The organism is Brucella rhizosphaerae, assembly GCF_002252475.1.
GTDB classification, from domain to species: Bacteria; Pseudomonadota; Alphaproteobacteria; order Rhizobiales; family Rhizobiaceae; genus Brucella; species Brucella rhizosphaerae.
Genome location: NZ_NNRK01000029.1, coordinates 1 through 20,692, shown reverse-complemented (window position 1 = coordinate 20,692; position 20,692 = coordinate 1). Strand labels below are relative to the sequence as shown.

Here is a 20,692-nt window from a genome sequence, read left to right as displayed (position 1 = left end):
TGGCCATTTCTCGCGGTGTGGAATATCCCCAATCACAACTCGCTTGTTGACATGACGCATCGAGTTGGTGCTATCCATTTCACATTATATTATCTGTGTTGGGCTAGGTTTCGCATTTAGCGCATTTAGAACATCATGCAGAACATCAGGATCGGGACCGGAAACATGACCAAGAGCACGCGGCAGATTGCCAATCTTATGCTGGCAGCAACGGCCGTGGCGTTTCTCGCGGGCTGTGCCAGTGGTCCTGAATTTCAGGGTACGCCGCAGGAAGGTGCCAAACGTTCGGATACCTATCCAACCTTTGGCCGTATGCCTAAGGCTGCGACTACACAGATTACCCCGGAAGAAAAAGCACAGCTTACTTCTGGGCTTGATTCTGATCGCACCCGTCTTGCGGCCACGCGCTCTTCCAATACAGCACTGACACCTGCTCAGGCTGCTGCCATGCGCAAACAGGCGCAGGAAGAAACAGATGCCACCCTCAAGCAGATCGAAGCCGGAGCAGAGTAGGCTTTTTCGAAAGAAAAAAGCTTCATTTCAGGACTGTAACAAGTCTCGACCCGATTCGATAACAGGTGTATAGCTCCTAACCCGGCGCATACGCGCCGTTTCAATCAACCCCCTTCTGGAACAGGATCATGTCGGAAGAATTTCATAAAGTCCGTCGTTTGCCACCTTATGTCTTTGAACAGGTTAACCGCCTGAAGGCATCGGCGCGAGCGGCCGGAGCCGACATCATAGATCTCGGAATGGGTAACCCTGATCTGCCGACGCCAAAGAACATCGTCGATAAGCTTTGCGAAGCTGTTCAGGACCCACGTGCGCACCGCTATTCATCGTCGAAGGGCATTCCCGGCCTTCGCCGCGCTCAGGCGCAGTATTATGCGCGCCGTTTCGGAGTGAAACTCAATCCGGATACACAGGTTGTCGCGACTCTCGGTTCCAAGGAAGGTTTCGCCAATATGGCGCAGGCCATTACGGCTCCGGGCGATGTCGTGCTTTGTCCTGATCCGACTTATCCGATTCACTCGTTCGGCTTTATCATGTCGGGCGGCGTGATCCGTTCGATCCCCGCAAAGCCGGATGAAGAATTTATCCGAGCGCTGGATCGTGCCGTCAAGCACTCCATTCCAAAACCGCTGGCGCTGATCCTCAACTTCCCGTCGAACCCAACCGCTTATACGGCGACCCTTGATTTCTATAAGGATGTAGTTGATTTCGCACGCAAGAATGATCTGATCATTCTCTCCGATCTGGCTTATTCGGAAATCTACTTCGACGACAATAATCCGCCGCCATCGGTGCTGGAAGTTCCTGGCGCTATGGATGTGGCAGTCGAGTTTACCTCGATGTCTAAGACATTCTCCATGCCGGGCTGGCGCATTGGCTTCGCGGTTGGCAATGAACGTCTGATTGCGGCACTTACGCGTGTGAAGTCTTATCTCGATTACGGCGCGTTTACGCCTATTCAGGTTGCTGCGACCGCCGCACTCAACGGCGACGGTTCTGATATCGCTTATGTGCGTAATGTCTATAAGCAGCGCCGTGATGTGCTGGTTGACAGCTTTGGCCGTGCAGGCTGGGATGTGCCGCCACCAGCGGCAACCATGTTTGCCTGGGTTCCGATTCCAGAGCGTTTCCGCGCGCTGGGTTCATTGGAATTCTCGAAGCTGCTGGTAGAAATGGCCGATGTGGCTGTTGCTCCGGGCGTGGGCTTCGGCGAGCATGGTGATGAATATGTTCGTATCGCGCTTGTCGAGAACGAGCATCGCATTCGTCAGGCTGCACGCAACATCAAGCGTTTCCTGTCTACCAAGGACGAGAACCTGCATAACGTCATTCCGCTCGAAGGTCGCCGTTAAGAGGTTTTAACCGAGTAAATCAGGGGCCGCGTCTGTCGGCCCTTGTTTCCCCATATCGAAATCCAACAATTCAAAAGGTCGAGATAATGAGTGATGCATTGCGGATCGGCGTTGCCGGACTGGGCACCGTTGGTGCTTCGGTGTTGCGTATTCTACGTGACAAGGCCGAAATGCTCACTCGTCAGTGCGGCAAGCAAGTAACGGTTACTGCTGTCAGTGCTCGCGACCGAACTCGGGATCGTGGGATCGATCTCAATGGAATTGAGTGGTTTGACGATCCGATTGAATTGGCGAAGAGCGCTAATATCGATGTGTTTGTTGAGCTGATCGGCGGCGACGAAGGTCCGGCAAAAGCATCGGTAGAAGCTGCATTGCGCGCAAGTCGCCATGTGGTGACGGCAAATAAGGCGCTTCTTGCAAAGCATGGCGTGGCGCTCGCCAAGATCGCCGAAGAAAAAGGTGTGCTTCTCAACTTTGAAGCAGCCGTTGCAGGCGGTATTCCGGTTATCAAGGCTATGCGTGAATCGCTGACCGGCAATACGGTTTCGCGCGTTTACGGCATCATGAACGGCACCTGTAATTACATCCTCACCCGTATGTGGGAAGAGGGGATTTCGTTTGAAGATTGTCTGGCTGATGCACAGCGTCTCGGCTATGCCGAAGCTGATCCGACTTTCGACATCGAAGGCAATGATACGGCACATAAGCTTGCGCTGCTGACGAGCCTTGCATTTGGAACGCAGATTGCTGCCGACGACATTTACCTTGAAGGCATCAGCAATATTTCGCTGGCCGATATCCGCGCCGCTGATGAGCTTGGTTACCGCATCAAGCTGCTTGGCGTTGCGCAGAAGACAGATACCGGTATCGAACAGCGCGTGCACCCAACCATGGTGCCAACCTCGTCGGTCATTGCGCAGGTGCATGGTGTGACCAATGCGGTTGCTATTGAGACTGATCTTCTCGGGGAACTACTGCTTTCCGGTCCGGGTGCCGGTGGCAATGCGACTGCATCGGCTGTGATTGGCGATCTGGCAGATATTGCCAAGAGCCGTCCCGGTTTCCAGCATGGTCCGGTTTTCGGCACGCCTGCGAAGGCGTTGCAGCCTTACAAGCGCGCCAAAATGCGCAAGCATGCCGGTGGCTATTTCATTCGCCTGACAGTCTATGATCGCATCGGTGCGTTTGCTGCGATCGCCAAGCGTATGGCCGAAAATGACATTTCACTCGAATCAATCGTTCAGCGTCCTCTGATGGACAGTGACGTGAGTGACGGCATCAAGACGGTTATCCTTGTTACGCATGAGACGACCGAATCTGCGGTGAAGAAAGCTCTTGAGGCGATCCTCAAGGATGATCACCTGGTCAGTAAGCCCCAGATGATCCGTATCGAACGCGCAGGCTGACATTTCCAACAAGGTTGCCGCTCTTGAAGGGCGGCAATGACTTTGCTAATAAGTGCCAATCGGAATAGTCCGATTGAGAGACAAACATGGAAAAGGAGGGCTGTATGATGGATGTGACGCGTCACGATTGTCATCGTCAGTACGGCCCTGATTTTGCCCTGCAACAGTAAACTGTGCAGGGCCGATTAAGACTTAAACAAGGGTCTTTTTCTGCCTTTTTCTGAAGGCTCAGCTTGAATTGCTGTAGCCAAAAATTTGCAAGCATAGTGATCGAAGCTTTTTGGAAGCTGCTCATCGGTGCTTGGCAGAATTGGGCTTATTGCCATGTCTCTTATTTCTATTCAAAATCTTTCGCTTACCCTTCATCAGACCTTATTCGCAAACCTCGATTTTGTTGTGGGCGAGGGAGAGCGACTTGGAATTGTCGCAGCCAATGGACGTGGGAAGACCAGTCTTTTGCGCCTTATCGTGGGAGAGGGCGAGCCGACAAGTGGTGTCATTACGCGTTCGCGCGGATTGAAAATCGGCTATGTCAGCCAATATGTCTCCGATGATCTCATGGAAATGTCGTTTTACGATGTTGTGCTTGCCGGATTGGATGAAGACGCCCGTGATTATGAAAGCTGGCGTGCCGATATCGTGCTGGATGATCTGAATGTGCCGGTGGCGCTGCGTGAACTCACTATTCGCCAGTTGAGCGGAGGCTGGCAACGGTTGGCACTTCTGGCGCGGACCTGGGTTTCTGAACCCGACATACTCTTGCTGGATGAACCTACAAATCATCTTGATCTGGAGAAAGTGAACTTGCTGGAAAACTGGCTTGATGCGCTTCCTCGTTCAGTAGCAGTGATCGTCTGTAGTCACGACCGGGCTTTCCTCGATGCCGTAACGAAACGAACGCTTTTCCTGCGTGCAGAGAAGTCGTTTGTCTTTGCGTTGCCCTATAGTCAGGCTCGTGTTGCGCTTGACGAGATTGATGCTGCGGATGCGCGCCAGTTTGAAAAAGACATGAAAACGGTCCAGCAGCTGCGCAAACAGGCGGCGAAGCTCAACAATATAGGCATCAATTCGGGTAGTGATTTGCTGGTGGTGAAAACCAAGCAGCTGCGCGCGCGTGCTGAAAAAATTGAAGAGACTGCCAAGGCGGCTCATATCGATCGCTCTGCCGGTAAGATCAAGCTTGATGGACGTGGTAGCCATGCCAAGGCGTTGATCGTGCTGGATCAGGCGGAGATTGCGACGCCTGATGGCCGGTCGCTTTATAAAACTGGTCAGTTGTGGATCAATCCTGGCGACAGGATCGTTTTGCTCGGTGCCAACGGAACGGGGAAGACGCGGCTACTCACTTTGGTACGCGAAGCCGTTCTTCATCCGGAAAATTCACTTTTCGGCATCAAGGCTACGCCATCGCTTGTGCTGGGTTATAGCGATCAGGCACTTTCCGAGTTGAAAGCCGACTGGACACCGTTTGAAACAATCATGAGGCGTTTCGATGTTGGGGATCAGCGCGCTCGATCTTTGTTGGCCGGTGCAGGTATGACGCTGGAAATGCAGGTAAAACCATTGTCCCGGCTTTCTGGTGGGCAGAAGGCGCGCCTTGCCATGCTGGTTCTGCGACTGAGCAAACCGAATTTCTATATTCTGGACGAACCAACCAATCATCTGGATATCGATGGCCAGGAAGCGCTGGAAGCCGAATTGCTGAGCGATGAGACAGCCAGCCTGATTGTCTCGCATGATCGCAGTTTTGTTCGCAATGTGGGAAATCGTTTCTGGATGATCGACAGAAAAAAGCTGATCGAAGTGGATAGCCCGGAGGTTTTCTTCAAAGCAGCCAGAGGTTGATCAATCAGAACTTCTTCCGGTTGCTTTCGGTTTTCTGATATTGATGGTCGGATGTGTTCGTTCACGTCCGACCATGACATGAAATCAAGCGTGTGTCGCTAAATCGATTAAGAGCTTGAGTGCAAAATATTTTTACCGTTCTTTCTCTTGCAGGGCGCGGGAGACTTTGACAAAAGATTTGCATAATGTCGCTATAAGTAGCGACACTGGCGTTATACGAACGCATCAACGCAATTCGAATTCGGGACTTTGTTCACATGGCTAAGACTGCAGAACAACAACCTCATGGATTGGCCCATGGACTTGATCGTATTCTGACGCTTGAGCTGGTTCGCGTCGCTGAACGTGCAGCGGTTGCTGCAGCGCGCCTTCGTGGACGCGGCGATGAAATGGCTGCGGATCAGGCAGCTGTTGATGCCATGCGTCAGGAACTGAACCGCCTGCCGATTGCTGGTACGGTCGTGATCGGGGAAGGCGAACGCGATGAAGCGCCGATGCTTTATATTGGCGAAGAAGTCGGCACCAAGCAGGGACCGGATGTCGATATAGCGCTTGATCCGCTTGAAGGCACAACGATCTGTGCCAAGAACCTGCCAAATTCGCTCGCGGTTATCGCTATCGCGGAGAAGGGCAATCTGCTCTACGCGCCAGACGTCTACATGGAAAAGATTGCTGTGGGGCCCGGCTATTCAAAGGGTGTCGTCGATCTTGACGCGACGCCGACTGATAACATCATGTCGATAGCTAAAGCCAAAGGCGTGAAGCCGCACGAAATTACCGCCTGCATCATGGATCGTCCACGCCATGCGCGGCTGATTGAGGAAGTGCGGGCAACTGGCGCCTCTATTCGTCTGATCGGCGATGGTGATGTTGCCGGTGTGATGCACACGACCAACCCGGATGAAACGGGCATCGATATTTATATCGGTATTGGCGGCGCACCAGAGGGCGTGTTGGCTGCTGCCGCATTGCGTTGCATGGGTGGCCAGATGCAGGGCCGCCTCCAGCTCAATTCCGATGAGAAGATCGCTCGCGCAGCCAAGATGGGCATTTCGAACCCTAAAAAGATTTATACGATGGAAGAAATGGCCAAGGGTGACGTGCTGTTTGCTGCCACAGGCGTAACCGACGGTAATATGCTTTCAGGCGTTAAATTTGCCCGCGACTATATCCAGACGCACACGATCGTCATGCGTTCAAGTTCGCAGACGGTTCGCGAAATCAAGGCAAGACATCAGGATCTGTCGAAGTTTTAAAATTACTCAAACTGTAATCAACAAAGGCGGCATTGCAAAAATGCCGCCTTTTGTGTCTTTAAGAAACCATGACAACAGAACGCTTTTTTCTCGGTATCCGGAATTCTGTAACTGGCCAGAAATGGATCGACCGGCTTGGACCCCGTGAAGCCAATACAGCGCTGGCAATAGCCCAGCATCACGGTATTTCTGATCTGGTATCGCGCGTCCTTGCCGGACGTGGTGTGACGGTTGAAGGTGCGCCTGAATTCATTGACCCAAGCTTGCGCAATCTGATGCCCGATCCGGCGATGTTGACGGATATGGACAAGGCGGCGAACCGGATTGCCGACGCCATCATGCGTCGCGAGACTGTCGCCATTTTTGGCGATTATGACGTCGATGGTGCGTGTTCATCTGCGTTAATGGCACGTTTTCTCAAGCATTACGGCATCACACATTCGATCTATATCCCGGATCGCATCTTTGAAGGCTATGGCCCCAACCCGGATGCCATGCGTGAACTGGTTGCGAAGGGTGCGTCGCTCATTGTGACAGTTGATTGCGGCACCAACAGCGCGCCATCCATCACTGCTGCGCGAGAGGTGGGGGCTGATGTTGTGGTTCTCGACCACCACCAGGTTGGAGGCGACCTGCCTGAGGATGCGGTTGCAATCGTCAATCCCAATCGTGAGGATGACATTTCGCAGCAGGAGCATCTTTGCGCGGCAGGCGTTGTTTTCCTGACGCTTGTCCAGGTGACCAAAGTTTTGCGCGAACGCGGAAAAGGTGCAGGGCCGGATTTGCTTGGTATGCTTGATCTGGTTGCACTCGCAACGGTTTGTGATGTTGTGCCACTCAAAGGGGTCAACCGTGCCTTTGTTGTCAAAGGACTGTTGGTCGCGCGTAGCCAAAGCAATGCCGGATTGGCAGCGCTTGGCCGTGTTTCGCGTATTGGCGAGCCGCTGAATGTTTTCCATCTTGGTTATCTCATCGGGCCGCGTATCAATGCGGGTGGTCGTATTGGCGATGCCGGGCTTGGCGCACGCCTGTTGACGCTTGACGATTCAACTGCTGCCGACCCGATTGCGGCAGAGCTTGATCGGCTCAATCAGGAACGGCAGGCAATGGAAGCCGAAATGCTGATGGAGGCAGAAGCGGAAGCGTCGCTGGAGATTTCCGGCGGGGCGGGCGCTTCTGTGATCGTGACCGCGAACGATCACTGGCACCCTGGCATTGTTGGTCTTCTCGCGTCGCGTCTTAAGGAAAAGGCACGTCGCCCGGCTTTCGCCATTGCCTTTAATGCCAATGGAACCGGCTCTGGCTCTGGGCGCTCAATAACAGGGTTCGATCTCGGAAGGCTTGTTCGCAATGCTGTCGACAAAGGATTGCTGATCAAGGGCGGCGGCCATGCCATGGCGGCAGGCATAACCATTGAGCGCGGCAAACTTGGGGCGTTTCGTGCGTTTCTTGAAGAGGAATCTGCAGATAGCGTTGCGCGGCTCCGCCAAAACCAGAGTCTTTCAGTCGATGGTGCGGTTGCTGCTTCTGGTGCTACGGTTTCGCTTCATGAATCGTTGCAGAAAGCGGGGCCATTTGGATCGGGGCATCCGCAGCCGGTGCTTGCATTGCCGCATCATGTGCTGGCGGATGTGCGCGGCGTGGGGCGCGATCATGTTCGGGTCGCGCTGCGCGGTGCAGATGGAAAACGGGTTAATGCGATTGCTTTCAGGGCTGCGGAGGGCGATCTCGGGCGCTTTTTGTTCAGTAATATTGGTCAGAGTGTGCATGTGGTTGGCAATCTGTCGCTCAACCATTGGAATGGTTCGGTCACACCTCAGATTCAGATTCTGGATGCTGCCGTGCCTATTTGAAATTTCTTGATTTTTTTACTTCACACCCTTGTGAACGGCAGGGGTGAATTCCCATATGATGTCGGACTAAAACATTCAGTGATGACTCTATTGGGAGATACAGATGCCGGGTTCCGGAAACCGCCTGACCAAACTGACCGCTGCAATGGTCCTTGGCCTTATAGCCTCTTTTGCCGCTGTTGATTTCGCCGAGGCTCGCCGTGCAGGCGGCGGCGGTTTTGGTAGCCGTGGTGCACGTACTTATCAGGCGCCAGCGCCGACACGCACAGCGCCAAACAATGCCGCTCCAATGGAACGTTCAATGACGCCGAACACAGGCACCAACACGCAGGCTAATCGTCCTGCTGCTGGCGCTCAGAATGCAGCGGCGGCGCCACGTTCAGGTGGCATGTTCGGCAATTTTGGTCGTTCCATGCTTGGTGGTCTGCTTGTGGGTGGTCTGATCGGAATGATGCTTGGTAACGGCCTTGGCGGCCTTGCCGGGATGTTTGGTCTTCTTCTGCAGGTTGGTGTCATTGCGTTGATCGCGATGTTTGTCATGCGCATGTTTGCTAATCGTCGTCAGACGGCTGCAGCAGGTGCAGGCAATGCTGGTGCGCAGCCTTTTAGCGGTGCGCAGCCTTTTGGCGCCGCTAAGACTGCAACACCACAGGCAGGCTTTGGTAGCCGTACGCCTTCGGTCAATCCATTTGAAGCCAAACAGGCTGAGACACCGGCAGCGCCCGTTGTTGAAGAAGAGCCGATGGATGTCGGTCAGGAAGAACTCGACCGTTTTGAGCAGATGCTTTCGGAAATTCAGACGGCTTATGGCCGCGAGGATTATGCCACTCTTCGCAAGCTTGCAACGCCGGAAGCCATGTCTTACCTCGCTGAAGAGCTTGGTGAAATTGCTTCCAGCGGCATGCGCAATGAAGTGAAGGACGTAAAGCTGCTCCAGGGTGACGTTTCTGAAGCCTGGCGTGAAGGCGATGTCGATTATGCGACGGTTGCCATCCGCTATTCGGCCATCGACATCATGTTGGACCGTAACACAGGTGCAGTCGTTGAAGGTAATCCGGATGAGCCGGTTGAAAGCGTCGAAGTCTGGACCTTTACCCGCAAGGACGGCGGAGAATGGCAGCTGGCAGCCATTCAGGGAACGGAATAAACTGACTTATTGTAATGAAAAGGCCCGGTCGAAAGACCGGGCCTTTTTCGTAATTACCAGCTGCCAATATTCTCGGCTGAAGCCCATGGCTCCTGTGGTGCAAGGCGCTCACCCTTTTGGATCAGCTCGATGGAAATACCATCAGGAGACTTGATGAAAGCCATATGACCGTCACGCGGCGGGCGGTTGATGGTGACGCCTGCATCCTTCAGTCTCTGGCAAGTCTCATAGATATCGTCGACCGCATAAGCGAGATGGCCGAAATTGCGACCTCCGCTATAGGTTTCTGGGTCCCAGTTATAGGTCAGTTCGAGTTCAGGGGCGCGTTCTGCCTTGGCCTTGTCCTTATCCGATGGAGCGGCAAGGAAAATCAGGGTGAAGCGGCCTTTTTCGTTCTCGGTGCGGCGAATTTCTTCAAGGCCAAACTTGTTCACATAAAAGTCGAGCGATTCATCGATGTCGCGAATTCTAACCATCGTGTGCAGATAGCGCATAGTCTTCTCCTGGTTCGTATACCGGCCGGTCGTAAGGGATGTAACGTATTCCCCCGATGAATGGTTCAGCTTTTTGTGGCAAAAAGCGCGTTTCGATCTAATTTATCAGGTCACAGCGCTAATTGTTTGTGTTCACTTGTATCTCGGGTCGAAAGTCGTTTCACGCTTTCCGGATGCGCTTCAAGTTGCCAGTTTGTTTTGCGGAATATTTAAGAGCGGTTTGTGGATAGGTCACTTGTGTGAAAACGCAAGTAAGCAAGTTGTCGAATTTCCCTGCTGCCATATGTTTTTGAAAAGGCAATTTCGCATTTGAGAAATTTACGAATTAACGATGAACGCACAAAGCCTGTGGTCATCCTCAGGACTACATAAGTTTAGGCTTGCCGCATCCGGTTAAGGAAGTGTTATTCTTTGGTCAAGAATCAGGTCAGAATCGCAACGGAACAGCAGAGGAGGGACGAGCGCATGGCGGACAAATCTGTGTCGAATGACCAGTTTCGCAGTCAGGTCTCCTCAGAAGAGCTAGGCGAACTTATTGAAGTGTCCGGCCAAATCAAGTGGTTTGACGTTGCAAAGGGTTACGGTTTCATCGTTCCCGACCAGCCAGGTCTTTCCGACATCCTGCTGCATGTCACCTCGCTTCGCCGCGACGGCTTCCAAACAGCACTTGAAGGTGCTCGTATTGTTTGTGAAGTTCGCAATGGCGATCGCGGCATGCAATGCTTCCGTGTTCTGTCTATGGATACGTCGACTGCGGTGCATCCTGCGCAGATGCCGCCGCCACGTACACATGTTAGTGTTACGCCGTCCAGTGGTCTGGAACGTGTGATCGTCAAGTGGTTCAATCGCACCAAGGGCTTTGGCTTTTTGACGCGCGGTGAGGGCACTGAAGATATTTTCATTCATATGGAAACGCTGCGTCGTTTCGGAATGATGGAATTACGTCCCGGTCAGGTTGTCCTGATCCGCTTCGGTAACGGCGATAAAGGCCTCATGGCTGCTGAAATTCATCCGGATATCGGTACAGCCATTCCTGTTTCGCACTAATCGGTCTTTTCATAAGATGTCACAAGCCGGTGATGCTGGTGACTGGGCCTTGCCGCGACAAAGTCTCATTGATAGTCTCCGCCGCTCAAACGCAGCATTCTTGATTGCCTGTCTTAAGGCATTCAACACGAGCACGCAGGACAAGAGCAGGTAATGGGCCGGATTCTTTTCGCATTTGCATTTATTTTCTTTGCGTTTTCTGCCCAGGCGCAGGAAACCAAGCCCATGCTTTTGCCAGTGGACAAAGAGCCACTTACCTTCATGACATCGAACGGCAAAGTGTCGTTCGGATTGGAAATTGCTGCGACTGATGAGGCGCGCGTGCGGGGGCTGATGTGGCGCACGGACTTCCCAAAGGACAGAGCCATGCTCTTCATATTTGGTGAAATGCGTAGCGTTATGATGTGGATGCAGAACACGCCATCGCCATTGGATATGGTTTTCCTCGATGACAAAGGCCGCGTGTCGGCAATTCATGAAAATGCCGTACCCTTCTCGGAAGACATTATTTCTTCGCAAGGCCCCGCGGCTTATGTCGTTGAACTTCTTGCCGGCACCGTTAAACGGACTGGTATCAAGCGTGGCGACAAAGCGATCCATAAAACCATTTGTGGCGAGTGTCGCGGTTAACGCCTCGCATTCTGAGCGTCAGCTTATCTGAGACGCGGAATCGCTCCAACTCGTTGTGTTTATGCATTGTCCAACATAGAACCGTTTCCCAACTATGCCGGAAATGCTCTTAGAAAATCAAAAGGAATGCAAAATTGAGTGCCCTCGATATCGAATATTTCGAACATGATGGTTTGCGTCTTGCGTATCGTCAGGATGGAGAAGGCGACCCGATTTTGCTCATTCATGGCTTTGCATCCTCAAGCCTTGTCAATTGGGTGTCGCCCGGTTGGTTTCGTACACTGACCGAAGCTGGCTATCGTGTTATTGCCATAGACAATCGCGGCCACGGCTTTTCAGCGAAAAGCCATGAAGCAGATGATTATACGCCGAGCGCGATGGCTGGTGATGCGGCTGCGCTGCTTGATCATCTGGGCATAAAAAAAGCCCATGTGATGGGATATTCGATGGGGGCACGTATCAGCGCCTTTCTTACAATTGAACACCCTGATCGTGTCCATAGTGCTGTATTTGGTGGTCTTGGCATCGGAATGGTGACAGGTGCGGGTGATTGGGAGCCGATTGGTGAAGCGCTTCTCGCTGCCGATCCATCAACGATCACCCATCCACGCGGATTGATGTTCCGTAAATTTGCTGATCAGACCAAGAGTGACCGGATCGCGCTGGCGGCATGTGTCATTACCTCCAAGGAACTGGTTTCTGCTGAGGCGATTGCGCGCATCATGCAGCCGGTCCTTGTAGCGGTCGGTACGACTGACGATATTGCAGGAAATGCGCAGGAACTGGCAGATATGCTGCCAAATGGCCGGGCGCTCGATATTCCTGACCGCGATCATATGTTGGCGGTGGGTGACAAGGTTTATAAGAAAGGCGTTTTGGCCTTTCTGGAAGAAAACTCTCTTTGAGTAACGAGAGCACATCCCGAAAAGTGTGAACCGGTTTTCGGAGAAAGATGTGTGTCAAAACAAAAAGATAGAGCATTTCTAATGATTCAACTTAATCCAGAAATGCTCTGGTGGTCTGGTTCCGGCGCCTTTATCCCTCGATTACAAGTGCCGGAGAAACGTAAAATTTAATCCACTAGGCTGGATTTCATTCAGTTGCGCGAAACGCAGCTATAAGATTTATGCGGTGTAAAGGCACGGTATTTTGCGATATGTTATTCGCTGAGCTCACGTCGCGTTGAGAAAAATTGGAGCGTGCATAATGTCAGTTCGTACGAACGCGAAAGCATCCCCATCTCTGGGGCAGGTTGATCCAATCTGGCATTCCGTCCGCGCCGAGGCGGAAGAAGCTGCCAAGAACGATCCCGTGCTTGGAACGTTTCTTTATGCGACGATTATCAACCAGTCGACACTGGAAGATGCCGTGATGCATCGTATTGCAGAGCGTCTGGGACATGCGGATGTGAGTGCAGATATTTTGCGACAGACCTTCGATGCAATGTTGGAGGCAAATCCGGAATGGTCGCATATTGTGCGGGTGGATATTCAGGCGGTTTATGATCGCGATCCGGCCTATAACCGTTTCATGGACCCGGTTCTTTATCTCAAAGGCTTTCATGCGATCCAAACCCATCGTCTGGCGCATTGGCTCTATAAAGAAGGGCGCAAGGACTTCGCCTATTATCTGCAAAGCCGCTCATCTTCTATTTTTCAGACAGATATTCACCCTGCTGCACAGTTTGGCAGCGGATTGTTTCTCGATCATGCCACAGGGCTTGTGGTCGGTGAGACAGCTGTGATCGAAGACAATGTCTCTATCCTGCATGGTGTGACCCTTGGTGGCACCGGCAAAGCCAGTGGTGATCGTCATCCCAAAATTCGTCACGGCGTACTGATTGGGGCAGGTGCCAAAATTCTTGGCAATATTGAAGTTGGGAATTGCTCAAAGATTGCTGCGGGGTCGGTGGTACTCAAGTCTGTGCCACAAAATGCGACTGTGGCTGGCGTGCCCGCGAAGGTGGTTGGCGAGAGTGGTTGCTCCGAGCCTTCGCGCGTCATGGATCAGATGTTGAGCGAAGCTGCATTCGGCGAACATATGTTCGGCGAAGGAATCTGATTGCTTTATCGATCTTTCAGACCGCGAATAGGGCCATCTTCTGGTTTTTTATTCGGGTCGGCCTATATCACGCTTAACGGTTCATAACTATTCGTGCATGCGTGCGGCAGTGCACGTGTTAGTGCTTTACATCACATAAGGCCGGGTGCATTAAACCGGCCTCAAATCAATAGCAGGAGAAGCCGGTTGAAACCCGAAGAACTCAAGAAACTCGACGCCTATTTCAAGCGGACTTTCAACAATCCGGGCCTTCAGGTGAAGGCACGTCCACGCAAGGACGATTCTGCCGAGGTGTATTTGGAAGACGAGTTCCTGGGTCTTGTCTACAAGGATGAAGACGACGGCGAACTGTCCTACAATTTCTCGATGGCAATTCTCGACGTCGATCTCTGAGATCCGTTGAAGTCAACAAGAACGCCCTTCCTGCTGCTGCAGGGAGGGCGTTTTTTATTGGCTTGATGTTTGTTGATGACTTCTCGAAAGAAGTTCCGCTTGAACGGAATCGTCAGGCCGCTTTCCATTCTATGTCATATCGGACGCAAAACTGCTTCGCACTTACGCTCGAAATATTCTAGAAATAGCAACAGATTAGAGCGCAGCCCGAAAAGTGTGAAACGGTTTTCGGAAAAGATGCGCGTGAAAACAGATAATGAGAGCGCTGATCTGATTCAATCAGATTGAAACGCGCTCTGAAGAACTGCCGGGAGACAAGATGAGATTCTCATTTACGAGCCTAGCAGCCGTGCTCTTCATGAGCTTTGCTGCGTCCACAGCCCAGGCACAGACAATCGATGATGATGGAACGTGCCCGGAACTGGCCCAGAAAATGAGCAAAATCTATTTTGGTTTTCCGGAAATTATCGATGGTTCGATTGAGCGTTTTGCAAGCTGGAAAGCATCCTGCGCGACAAAAGCACCGGCTGGACAGGGTAATGTCGTTGCGTTGTGTCAGGGCAAGCTCAAGGGTGACGGAAATGTCTTTTACTGGATAAAGGCAGCAGTCGAGGCTGAAAGCAGCGGCTATGAAATCTGCGATTATCCCTGACTATGGCAGAGGGCGATGACGACAAACGGCTTCCTTCCTGGCTCAACATACGCGAGCGCGAAACGCGCGAGGTAAAGCCCGATCCTGAGAATCGGCCTCTCGGAGAAATGCGAGCCTTTTCGAGAGGCTCGCTATGGGCAAGTACGGTGCTGGGCGCATTGATCGTGTTTTTTCTGGTCCGCAGCGCAATTCACAACATCGCGACAGGAAAAATGACAATATCGGCCCATATGGGGCGGTTACGCAGCACCTCCCGCTGGCCTGACGATTGGGGATTCTTTTCAACGATTGTAGGGATCAAGCTTTTTGCTGCCGTTATCTTTTTGATCGCGACCGTCTATTGTCTGAAAGCCGCATTCCGTTCCCACGATAAATAGCGCATCTTGCTACAAAATTTATGATGGAGGAAAGCTCATGCCAATCTACGTGTATAATGGCCATCGGCCGGAATTTGTCGATCGTGCCAGCAACTGGATCGCGCCGGATGCAACGTTGATCGGCAAGCTGGTGATCGGCGAAAATGCTGGTTTCTGGTTCGGTGCTGTTTTGCGTGGCGATAATGAACCGATCACTGTTGGTGCTAACACCAATGTGCAGGAGCATTGCATCATGCATACGGATATTGGCTTTCCGCTTACAATTGGCAAAGGCTGCACCATTGGGCACCGCGCTATCCTGCATGGCTGCACGATTGGTGAAAACACGTTAATCGGCATGGGTGCGATTATTCTCAATGGTGCGAAGATCGGAAACAATTGTCTGATTGGGGCTGGCGCGCTTGTGACAGAAGGCAAAGAGTTTCCAGATAATTCGCTGATTGTTGGCTCTCCAGCACGCGTTATTCGGGAGCTTGATTCTTCGTCTGCGGAAAAGCTGAAGCTGTCAGCCCAGCATTATGTCGAGAAGGGGCAGTCCTTCATGCGTGGTCTGGAACCTGCATAAAAAAGGACGGGGAATGACAACCCGTCCCTTTCTCAATTGAAGCACTTCCAGCAAAAGTGCGAAACGATTTTGCTGGAAACCAAATAGACAGAGCGGTTTCAACAGTTCAGTCTGAACGCAGGCCGCTCGAGGATTCATCGAAAATCAGTTGCGAATGCTGCTGACGAACTGATCGCGACCATCTTTGATCGATATCCATGCGCCGGTGTTGGTCGTGGATTGGCGTTTGAGGAATGTGTAATCGGTGTCGTTCCAGACGCGCACGCGCTGATCAAGATTGTCGAGAATGAAATCGCCGCGATCCGTGCGCACAGTCAGAACCGCATGGCCTTCACCATTCGATTGCCGAACCACGGTCATCAGCAGTGTGTTTGCGGGAATTCCGAGTGTTATCAATTCACGACGTTTAAGCAGCATATAATCGTCGCAATCACCGGCCGTGGTTGGGTATTCCCAATATTCCTCTTTCCCCCAGACTTCCATGTCCGTGCGCGGCGCGATTCGTTCATTGACGCTGGCATTAACAGCAATGATTTCCTGCCAGACTTTCTGATTAAGTTTCAGAGGCGCGCTGTTGGTGCTGGTGATCCTGCATTCGGCTTCGTGACGTTCGCAAAATTCATAATGTCCGATTGGCTGTGAGGTGCGATCGCCGGTGGGCATCCAATGCGAGTTTGATGCCGGGCTTGCTGCTTGTGCGAAAGCCGTTCCCAAAAGAACCAGTATTGCTGCGATGATTGTCTGCTTTGTCATTCTTTTTGTCTCCCTGTTGGAAACAAGAATGCGTGCAAGACTTTGAGAGCGGGGAAATTCAGACGCGAAAATGCGAATCTAATTTGAATAAAATCGTGCTGAGTTCAGCAATGATTTGTTCAGAAATGCCGTGTTTCGAGCCATAATAGCATGATTTATGGCCTTTTGATGCCGAATGTGGCCTTAGATTCGATTTGCCAATCCGTAACCTTAGTGCGCGTTTACCTTCTTACAATGCACATCTGAAGGCCGTGTCAGGCTTTGCCTCCTGTAATGACGCGCAGAGCGGGCATATCGCGAGATGGCACCGGCGTTGCCCAGCGGCGGGTGCTGTTGGCGGCATTTGCACCATTCATGGTCACCACTGCGGGCTTACGAAGCTCTTGGTCCACCGCGAGATCGGGCGCCAGTGGTACAATGCTGTTGAGGTTGCCCAGAACCAGCGGGTCGGCGCCGGCCCAGGCGATGTCATCAAGAACGGAGATGTTGCCGAGTAGATTGAGCCTGCCGTTTTCGCTCGGTTCGAGCGGAGCAAGCAGCATTTCAAATGAAAGGCTGCGTCCCGAAAGGCTGATTCCGTCATGCTGGCTCAATGCGGGAACCAGAAGAGAATTGATGTTGCGCGCAAGTTCATTAAGGGCAGGGCGGTTTCGCTCAGGCCAAAGTGATAGAAAACGGGTGGTCTTTAGTTCTCGTCCGAACAAAGCACAGATGCGGGTGCCGGCGAGACGGAACATCAACTGACCATTTTCGTCTTCTTCAAGAAAAAACAGATCAGACAGATGCCGTCCCAGTTTGCGTGGCTGGATCGATTCGCGCTGCGGCGCCTGCAGAAGGTTGCTCTGACCCAAAGCCAGTCGCTGCCATTCGCTGAAGATTGCGATCGTGCTGCGGTTTTTCATTATGCGCTGCTTGTTGCTCTCTGGCCGTTCGTCAGGTTTTGCGGGCTGGACCCATCGGTCAGCGCATTAAAATAGTATTAACGGGAAGGATGCCAGCTTAACCCTTTATTCATCCACGACGCGTGCTTGTTAAGGTTAACAAGAAGTAATAGTTGCAAAAATTCTTTTATAGCAGTTTGATGAGTTATCAGAAGAAGCCTTTGTCTTGGTTGGCTTTTTTCTGATCTCCAGATTATGTCTCGCAAATATCAAACATTTGCGACAAGGCCGTCCGGGACCCTCCGGCGGCCTTTATTTTTAATGAATTGTCACTTATCAAGAATCTCAACTCTTAAGATGTGCAATCAGCGCATCCGGTCTCTGGCAGATGGAAAGCGGCAATTTATGAGTACGCCTCAGCCTGAAATGCGCGGAAATATGAATGATTCGAGACGATCAGGCGGCGGTGAGCCGATATTCAACATACCGAGCGTCATTCTGGCGCTGATGGCAATTTGCGCAGGCGTCTATATTTATCAGAACTACATTATCAGCGAGCAGCAGAACTATGAGTTCATGCTGAACTTCGCTTTGATTCCGGCACGTTTCTCGTTGGCAGACGGGTTTTCCGATCCTGCAGCGCTGTTCACGCTCATCAGTTACTCCTTCATGCATGGTGGGTTTGCCCATATCGCGGTTAACATGATCTGGTTCGCCGCATTCGGTTCCCCGCTGGCGGGACGCATTGGCACCGGGCGGATGATCATCTTCTGGATTCTGACCTCAGTGATTGCGGGGCTGACGCATTATGCCATTTACCCCGAAAGCGTGACGCCGCTTGTTGGGGCTTCCGGAGCGATTTCCGGCATGATGGGGGCTGCTGCGCGTTATGGATTTCGCCGTGTCAGTTTTGCACGCAGATCAGAATTTGCCGGGCCGGTTTTGCCAATTGGCCTTACGCTGACATTGAAGCCTGTGCTGACCTTCGTTGGAATCTGGTTCCTGATCAATATTTTTACGGGCCTTTATTCGACCGGCGGGGCAGATCTGTCTGGTATTGCCTGGGAAGCACATATTGGCGGATTTATTGCCGGGTTCTTTGGCATTTCACTGCTCGACAAGCCGCGCAGCTATGATGCCGTGATACGGCGCTGACCTGCCCCTCCCTATTTAGTCCGCTTGCAAAGCGGGCATTGAAAGCGCACCATCTTGGGAACGCAGCTGGAGGAGTTGCGTTAGAGCGCCGTGCGCGCCCTTGGGCGTAAAAAGGACGCTCGAAACTATTGAACCTACGCATCGCACTTTCCAAAAATCGATTCCGATTTTTGGGCCGATGCTTTAGAATCAAGCGGCAGAGCCGCATGATCGACTGCTGAACCTTGGGAGGGACTTTGGCATGACCGTTAGATCGATTCTCGAAAACAAAGGCAGGGATGTCGTTGTCATCAGACCTGATGATACGCTTTCACACGCCATTGCCATTCTTGCCCAGTATAAAATCGGTGCAATTGTTGCCTGCGATGAGGCAGGCCACATTAAAGGGATTCTCTCTGAACGTGACGTGGTGCGTGCAATTGCGGCCATGAAGGAAAAGGCGGTGGATTTGCCTGTTTCAGAATTCATGACTTCGAAAGTGCAGGTGTGCCGGGAACATCACACGATCAATCAGGTGATGCAAATCATGACGCACAATCGTTTCCGCCATATGCCGGTGGAAGAGAATGGCAAATTGGCTGGAATTATTTCCATCGGTGACGTTGTGAAGCGACGCATTGAGGATGTGGAACGCGAGGCGGAAGATATTCGCACCTACATAGCGACTGCGTGATCAAATATGCACATCGAAAACGGTGAGCGTTCTCGGATAAGATGCACGTTGGAAAACGTTTGAGCGCCGAATCATAATCTGGAGCGTATGAAACGCTCCAGATGTTGGAGTTAGGCCGAGTTCCTTACGAAGGACGGCGTGCGCGCAGATAGCGCTCAGCGGCGTAAAGCGAAACAGCAGCCGCATTCGAAACGTTGAGCGACTTGATCTCACCCGGCATATCGAGCCGTGCCAGCGCATTCACTGTTTCGCGTGTCTTCTGGCGCAATCCCTTACCTTCGGCGCCCAGCACGAGAGCTACGCGATCACCGGTCAGCGTTGCTTCCATTTCCAGCGAACCTTCCGAATCAAGGCCTATGGTCATGAAGCCAAGCGAATGAAGCTCTTCAATCGCTTCCGACAGATTGCGCACTTCAATGTGGGGAATCAATTCCAGCGCACCGGAAGCAGCTTTCGCGAGAACGCCGCTTTCCTGTGGGCTATGGCGGCTTGTCGTAATCAATGCGCCTGCACCAAAAGCAACCGCCGAACGAATGATAGCGCCGACGTTATGTGGGTCAGTCACCTGATCGAGAACCAGCAAAAGCGGGCTTTCTTTTAATTCCGACAGCTTCTTATGTCGAAGCGGTTCTGCTTCAATCATAACGCCCTGATGCACAGCGTCTGAGCCTGTCTCTTTGTCGATGTCTTTCGGTTCGACAATTTCAACAGGGAAGGGGAGAGTTTCCGCTTCGCCAATTTCAAGGCGAGCGAATCCATTGCGTGTGGCGCACATGCGCAAGATCTTGCGCGTGGGATTCTCTACTGCAGCGCGTACGGTATGCAGGCCGTAAAGACGGACTGTTCCCTCTGCAACACGACCTGCGGGGATCGGGGCACGCTGAGGCTTGTGTGGAGCCTTGCCTTCCGATGCGGCTTTATGGTCGCGATGTTCGCGGCGCAGACGCGCATAATGAGAATCTTTTGGGGTACGGGGAGAATTTTGATCGTTCATGAGGCGCTTATATCCTGTCCACAGCAGGGAAGATAGCTCGATAGCAGTTAAATGAACCTGGAAATTTTGTAGCCTGATCGGCCATAAGCCCTGATTTTCGGCGGTTCTGCCGAAACCTTCATAGGCTGCCACCTGCAACTATTGGAAGGATATGCATTCTTTTCACTTTTACCCTGTTGACAGGACGAGCGCATATCGGCATAAGCCCCCTCGCAGAACGACGGTGGGCTCAACAGCCAACCAGACATTCTGCAGAAAATGCCTAGTTACTCGACTCTGCTGATAGTGATATTAGGAGGAATGCCCGAGCGGTTAAAGGGGACGGACTGTAAATCCGTTGGCTAAGCCTACGTTGGTTCAAATCCAACTTCCTCCACCACTGTCGGATCAGAGTTTAGAGTATGCGGGTATAGCTCAATGGTAGAGCAGCAGCCTTCCAAGCTGAATACACGGGTTCGATTCCCGTTACCCGCTCCAGTTTTCAAGAGCGGATAGGCATGTAAGGAATCATCGACGGGCGGTTCGCCGTTCCGTTTTGGCATAAATGTCGGCCTGAAAGTCTGATGGATTTTCGTGCTGACGCTCGAGCGGTTCTAGAACAAAGAGAACAACGGCGATGGCAAAAAGCAAGTTTGAACGTAATAA

At 52.2% G+C, this 20,692-nt stretch carries 21 protein-coding genes and 2 tRNA genes; 19 read left to right on the top strand and 4 right to left on the bottom strand.

Features of this window, described 5'->3' with window-relative positions:
- The first annotated feature begins 165 nt into the window (after positions 1-165).
- The 7 genes from CEV32_RS12825 to CEV32_RS12795 all read left to right on the top strand — a co-directional run bounded on the left by CEV32_RS12825 (position 166) and on the right by CEV32_RS12795 (position 9,372).
- Positions 166-513 carry a hypothetical protein gene (locus CEV32_RS12825; RefSeq protein ID WP_094577525.1) on the top strand — a complete coding sequence of 116 codons (348 nt, stop codon included), beginning with the start codon at positions 166-168 and terminating at the stop codon, positions 511-513.
- 128 nt (positions 514-641) lie between these two features.
- Positions 642-1,865: an LL-diaminopimelate aminotransferase gene (locus CEV32_RS12820; protein ID WP_094577524.1), complete on the top strand. Its 1,224-nt coding sequence runs from the start codon at positions 642-644 to the stop codon at positions 1,863-1,865.
- 86 nt (positions 1,866-1,951) lie between these two features.
- Positions 1,952-3,271, top strand: a complete 1,320-nt coding sequence (locus CEV32_RS12815) for a homoserine dehydrogenase (protein ID WP_094577523.1) — start codon at positions 1,952-1,954, stop codon at positions 3,269-3,271.
- A gap of 324 nt (positions 3,272-3,595) precedes the next feature.
- Complete coding sequence (locus CEV32_RS12810) at positions 3,596-5,116, top strand: ABC-F family ATP-binding cassette domain-containing protein (protein ID WP_094577522.1); 1,521 nt, start codon at positions 3,596-3,598, stop codon at positions 5,114-5,116.
- Positions 5,117-5,373: 257 nt separating this feature from the next.
- The gene (glpX, locus tag CEV32_RS12805) at positions 5,374-6,372 is read left to right on the top strand and encodes a class II fructose-bisphosphatase (protein WP_094577521.1); all 999 of its coding nucleotides are present in this window, start codon (positions 5,374-5,376) and stop codon (positions 6,370-6,372) included.
- Positions 6,373-6,440: 68 nt separating this feature from the next.
- A complete protein-coding gene (gene recJ, locus CEV32_RS12800) occupies positions 6,441-8,225 on the top strand; it encodes a single-stranded-DNA-specific exonuclease RecJ (protein WP_094577520.1) in 1,785 nt (594 codons plus the stop codon).
- Positions 8,226-8,328: 103 nt separating this feature from the next.
- Positions 8,329-9,372: a Tim44 domain-containing protein gene (locus CEV32_RS12795; protein WP_094577519.1), complete on the top strand. Its 1,044-nt coding sequence runs from the start codon at positions 8,329-8,331 to the stop codon at positions 9,370-9,372.
- Positions 9,373-9,425: 53 nt separating this feature from the next.
- On the opposite strand, the gene gloA is transcribed toward CEV32_RS12795, so the two are convergent.
- The gene (gene gloA, locus CEV32_RS12790; protein ID WP_094577518.1) at positions 9,426-9,866 is read right to left on the bottom strand and encodes a lactoylglutathione lyase; all 441 of its coding nucleotides are present in this window, start codon (positions 9,864-9,866) and stop codon (positions 9,426-9,428) included.
- A gap of 465 nt (positions 9,867-10,331) precedes the next feature.
- Here gloA and CEV32_RS12785 point away from each other — a divergent pair, with 465 nt between their 5' ends.
- The 8 genes from CEV32_RS12785 (at position 10,332) to CEV32_RS12750 (ending at position 15,591) form a co-directional block, all read left to right on the top strand.
- The gene (locus CEV32_RS12785) at positions 10,332-10,913 is read left to right on the top strand and encodes a cold-shock protein (RefSeq protein ID WP_094577517.1); all 582 of its coding nucleotides are present in this window, start codon (positions 10,332-10,334) and stop codon (positions 10,911-10,913) included.
- Between the two features lie 153 nt (positions 10,914-11,066).
- Positions 11,067-11,543 carry a DUF192 domain-containing protein gene (locus tag CEV32_RS12780; protein WP_094577516.1) on the top strand — a complete coding sequence of 159 codons (477 nt, stop codon included), beginning with the start codon at positions 11,067-11,069 and terminating at the stop codon, positions 11,541-11,543.
- A gap of 134 nt (positions 11,544-11,677) precedes the next feature.
- Positions 11,678-12,448: an alpha/beta fold hydrolase gene (locus CEV32_RS12775; protein WP_094577515.1), complete on the top strand. Its 771-nt coding sequence runs from the start codon at positions 11,678-11,680 to the stop codon at positions 12,446-12,448.
- Positions 12,449-12,749: 301 nt separating this feature from the next.
- Complete coding sequence (gene cysE, locus CEV32_RS12770) at positions 12,750-13,604, top strand: serine O-acetyltransferase (protein ID WP_094577514.1); 855 nt, start codon at positions 12,750-12,752, stop codon at positions 13,602-13,604.
- 186 nt (positions 13,605-13,790) lie between these two features.
- On the top strand, positions 13,791-13,997 hold the full coding sequence (locus tag CEV32_RS12765; RefSeq protein WP_094577513.1) for a DUF3126 family protein: 207 nt from the start codon (positions 13,791-13,793) through the stop codon (positions 13,995-13,997).
- Positions 13,998-14,316: 319 nt separating this feature from the next.
- On the top strand, positions 14,317-14,649 hold the full coding sequence (locus CEV32_RS12760) for a hypothetical protein (protein ID WP_235818816.1): 333 nt from the start codon (positions 14,317-14,319) through the stop codon (positions 14,647-14,649).
- A 146-nt stretch (positions 14,650-14,795) separates the two neighbouring features.
- Positions 14,796-15,026, top strand: coding sequence for a hypothetical protein (locus tag CEV32_RS23440; protein ID WP_143128826.1), 231 nt, complete (start codon positions 14,796-14,798; stop codon positions 15,024-15,026).
- Positions 15,027-15,063: 37 nt separating this feature from the next.
- The gene (locus tag CEV32_RS12750; RefSeq protein ID WP_094577510.1) at positions 15,064-15,591 is read left to right on the top strand and encodes a gamma carbonic anhydrase family protein; all 528 of its coding nucleotides are present in this window, start codon (positions 15,064-15,066) and stop codon (positions 15,589-15,591) included.
- A 144-nt stretch (positions 15,592-15,735) separates the two neighbouring features.
- On the opposite strand, the gene CEV32_RS12745 is transcribed toward CEV32_RS12750, so the two are convergent.
- Positions 15,736-16,344, bottom strand: coding sequence for a transglutaminase-like cysteine peptidase (locus tag CEV32_RS12745; protein WP_094577509.1), 609 nt, complete (start codon positions 16,342-16,344; stop codon positions 15,736-15,738).
- A gap of 254 nt (positions 16,345-16,598) precedes the next feature.
- Positions 16,599-17,246, bottom strand: a complete 648-nt coding sequence (locus CEV32_RS12740) for a PAS domain-containing protein (RefSeq protein WP_094577508.1) — start codon at positions 17,244-17,246, stop codon at positions 16,599-16,601.
- A gap of 384 nt (positions 17,247-17,630) precedes the next feature.
- Between CEV32_RS12740 and CEV32_RS12735 the strand changes: the two genes are divergently transcribed.
- Together CEV32_RS12735 and CEV32_RS12730 are read left to right on the top strand one after the other, a co-directional pair.
- Positions 17,631-18,380 carry a rhomboid family intramembrane serine protease gene (locus tag CEV32_RS12735; RefSeq protein WP_094577507.1) on the top strand — a complete coding sequence of 250 codons (750 nt, stop codon included), beginning with the start codon at positions 17,631-17,633 and terminating at the stop codon, positions 18,378-18,380.
- 241 nt (positions 18,381-18,621) lie between these two features.
- A complete protein-coding gene (locus tag CEV32_RS12730; protein ID WP_094577506.1) occupies positions 18,622-19,053 on the top strand; it encodes a CBS domain-containing protein in 432 nt (143 codons plus the stop codon).
- A 124-nt stretch (positions 19,054-19,177) separates the two neighbouring features.
- On the opposite strand, the gene rlmB is transcribed toward CEV32_RS12730, so the two are convergent.
- Positions 19,178-20,047: a 23S rRNA (guanosine(2251)-2'-O)-methyltransferase RlmB gene (rlmB, locus tag CEV32_RS12725; protein ID WP_094577854.1), complete on the bottom strand. Its 870-nt coding sequence runs from the start codon at positions 20,045-20,047 to the stop codon at positions 19,178-19,180.
- A gap of 294 nt (positions 20,048-20,341) precedes the next feature.
- On the opposite strand from rlmB, the gene CEV32_RS12720 reads away from it, so the two are divergent.
- Both CEV32_RS12720 and CEV32_RS12715 read left to right on the top strand, forming a co-directional pair.
- Positions 20,342-20,426 (top strand) — tRNA-Tyr (locus tag CEV32_RS12720).
- 24 nt (positions 20,427-20,450) lie between these two features.
- Positions 20,451-20,524, top strand: a tRNA-Gly gene (locus tag CEV32_RS12715).
- Positions 20,525-20,692: the final 168 nt, after the last annotated feature.

Excerpts from the sequence above, each read along its gene's own strand:
- gloA (WP_094577518.1), bottom strand. The coding sequence starts at position 9,866 with ATGCGCTATCTGCACACGATGGTTAGAATTCGCGACATCGATGAATCG.
- CEV32_RS12780 (WP_094577516.1), top strand. The coding sequence starts at position 11,067 with ATGGGCCGGATTCTTTTCGCATTTGCATTTATTTTCTTTGCGTTTTCT.
- CEV32_RS12810 (WP_094577522.1), top strand. The coding sequence starts at position 3,596 with ATGTCTCTTATTTCTATTCAAAATCTTTCGCTTACCCTTCATCAGACC.
- CEV32_RS12730 (WP_094577506.1), top strand. The coding sequence starts at position 18,622 with ATGACCGTTAGATCGATTCTCGAAAACAAAGGCAGGGATGTCGTTGTC.
- CEV32_RS12740 (WP_094577508.1), bottom strand. The coding sequence starts at position 17,246 with ATGAAAAACCGCAGCACGATCGCAATCTTCAGCGAATGGCAGCGACTG.
- CEV32_RS12745 (WP_094577509.1), bottom strand. The coding sequence starts at position 16,344 with ATGACAAAGCAGACAATCATCGCAGCAATACTGGTTCTTTTGGGAACG.
- cysE (WP_094577514.1), top strand. The coding sequence starts at position 12,750 with ATGTCAGTTCGTACGAACGCGAAAGCATCCCCATCTCTGGGGCAGGTT.
- CEV32_RS12785 (WP_094577517.1), top strand. The coding sequence starts at position 10,332 with ATGGCGGACAAATCTGTGTCGAATGACCAGTTTCGCAGTCAGGTCTCC.
- recJ (WP_094577520.1), top strand. The coding sequence starts at position 6,441 with ATGACAACAGAACGCTTTTTTCTCGGTATCCGGAATTCTGTAACTGGC.
- CEV32_RS12825 (WP_094577525.1), top strand. The coding sequence starts at position 166 with ATGACCAAGAGCACGCGGCAGATTGCCAATCTTATGCTGGCAGCAACG.
- glpX (WP_094577521.1), top strand. The coding sequence starts at position 5,374 with ATGGCTAAGACTGCAGAACAACAACCTCATGGATTGGCCCATGGACTT.
- CEV32_RS12820 (WP_094577524.1), top strand. The coding sequence starts at position 642 with ATGTCGGAAGAATTTCATAAAGTCCGTCGTTTGCCACCTTATGTCTTT.
- CEV32_RS12795 (WP_094577519.1), top strand. The coding sequence starts at position 8,329 with ATGCCGGGTTCCGGAAACCGCCTGACCAAACTGACCGCTGCAATGGTC.
- rlmB (WP_094577854.1), bottom strand. The coding sequence starts at position 20,047 with ATGAACGATCAAAATTCTCCCCGTACCCCAAAAGATTCTCATTATGCG.
- CEV32_RS12815 (WP_094577523.1), top strand. The coding sequence starts at position 1,952 with ATGAGTGATGCATTGCGGATCGGCGTTGCCGGACTGGGCACCGTTGGT.
- CEV32_RS12760 (WP_235818816.1), top strand. The coding sequence starts at position 14,317 with ATGAGATTCTCATTTACGAGCCTAGCAGCCGTGCTCTTCATGAGCTTT.
- CEV32_RS12750 (WP_094577510.1), top strand. The coding sequence starts at position 15,064 with ATGCCAATCTACGTGTATAATGGCCATCGGCCGGAATTTGTCGATCGT.
- CEV32_RS12735 (WP_094577507.1), top strand. The coding sequence starts at position 17,631 with ATGAGTACGCCTCAGCCTGAAATGCGCGGAAATATGAATGATTCGAGA.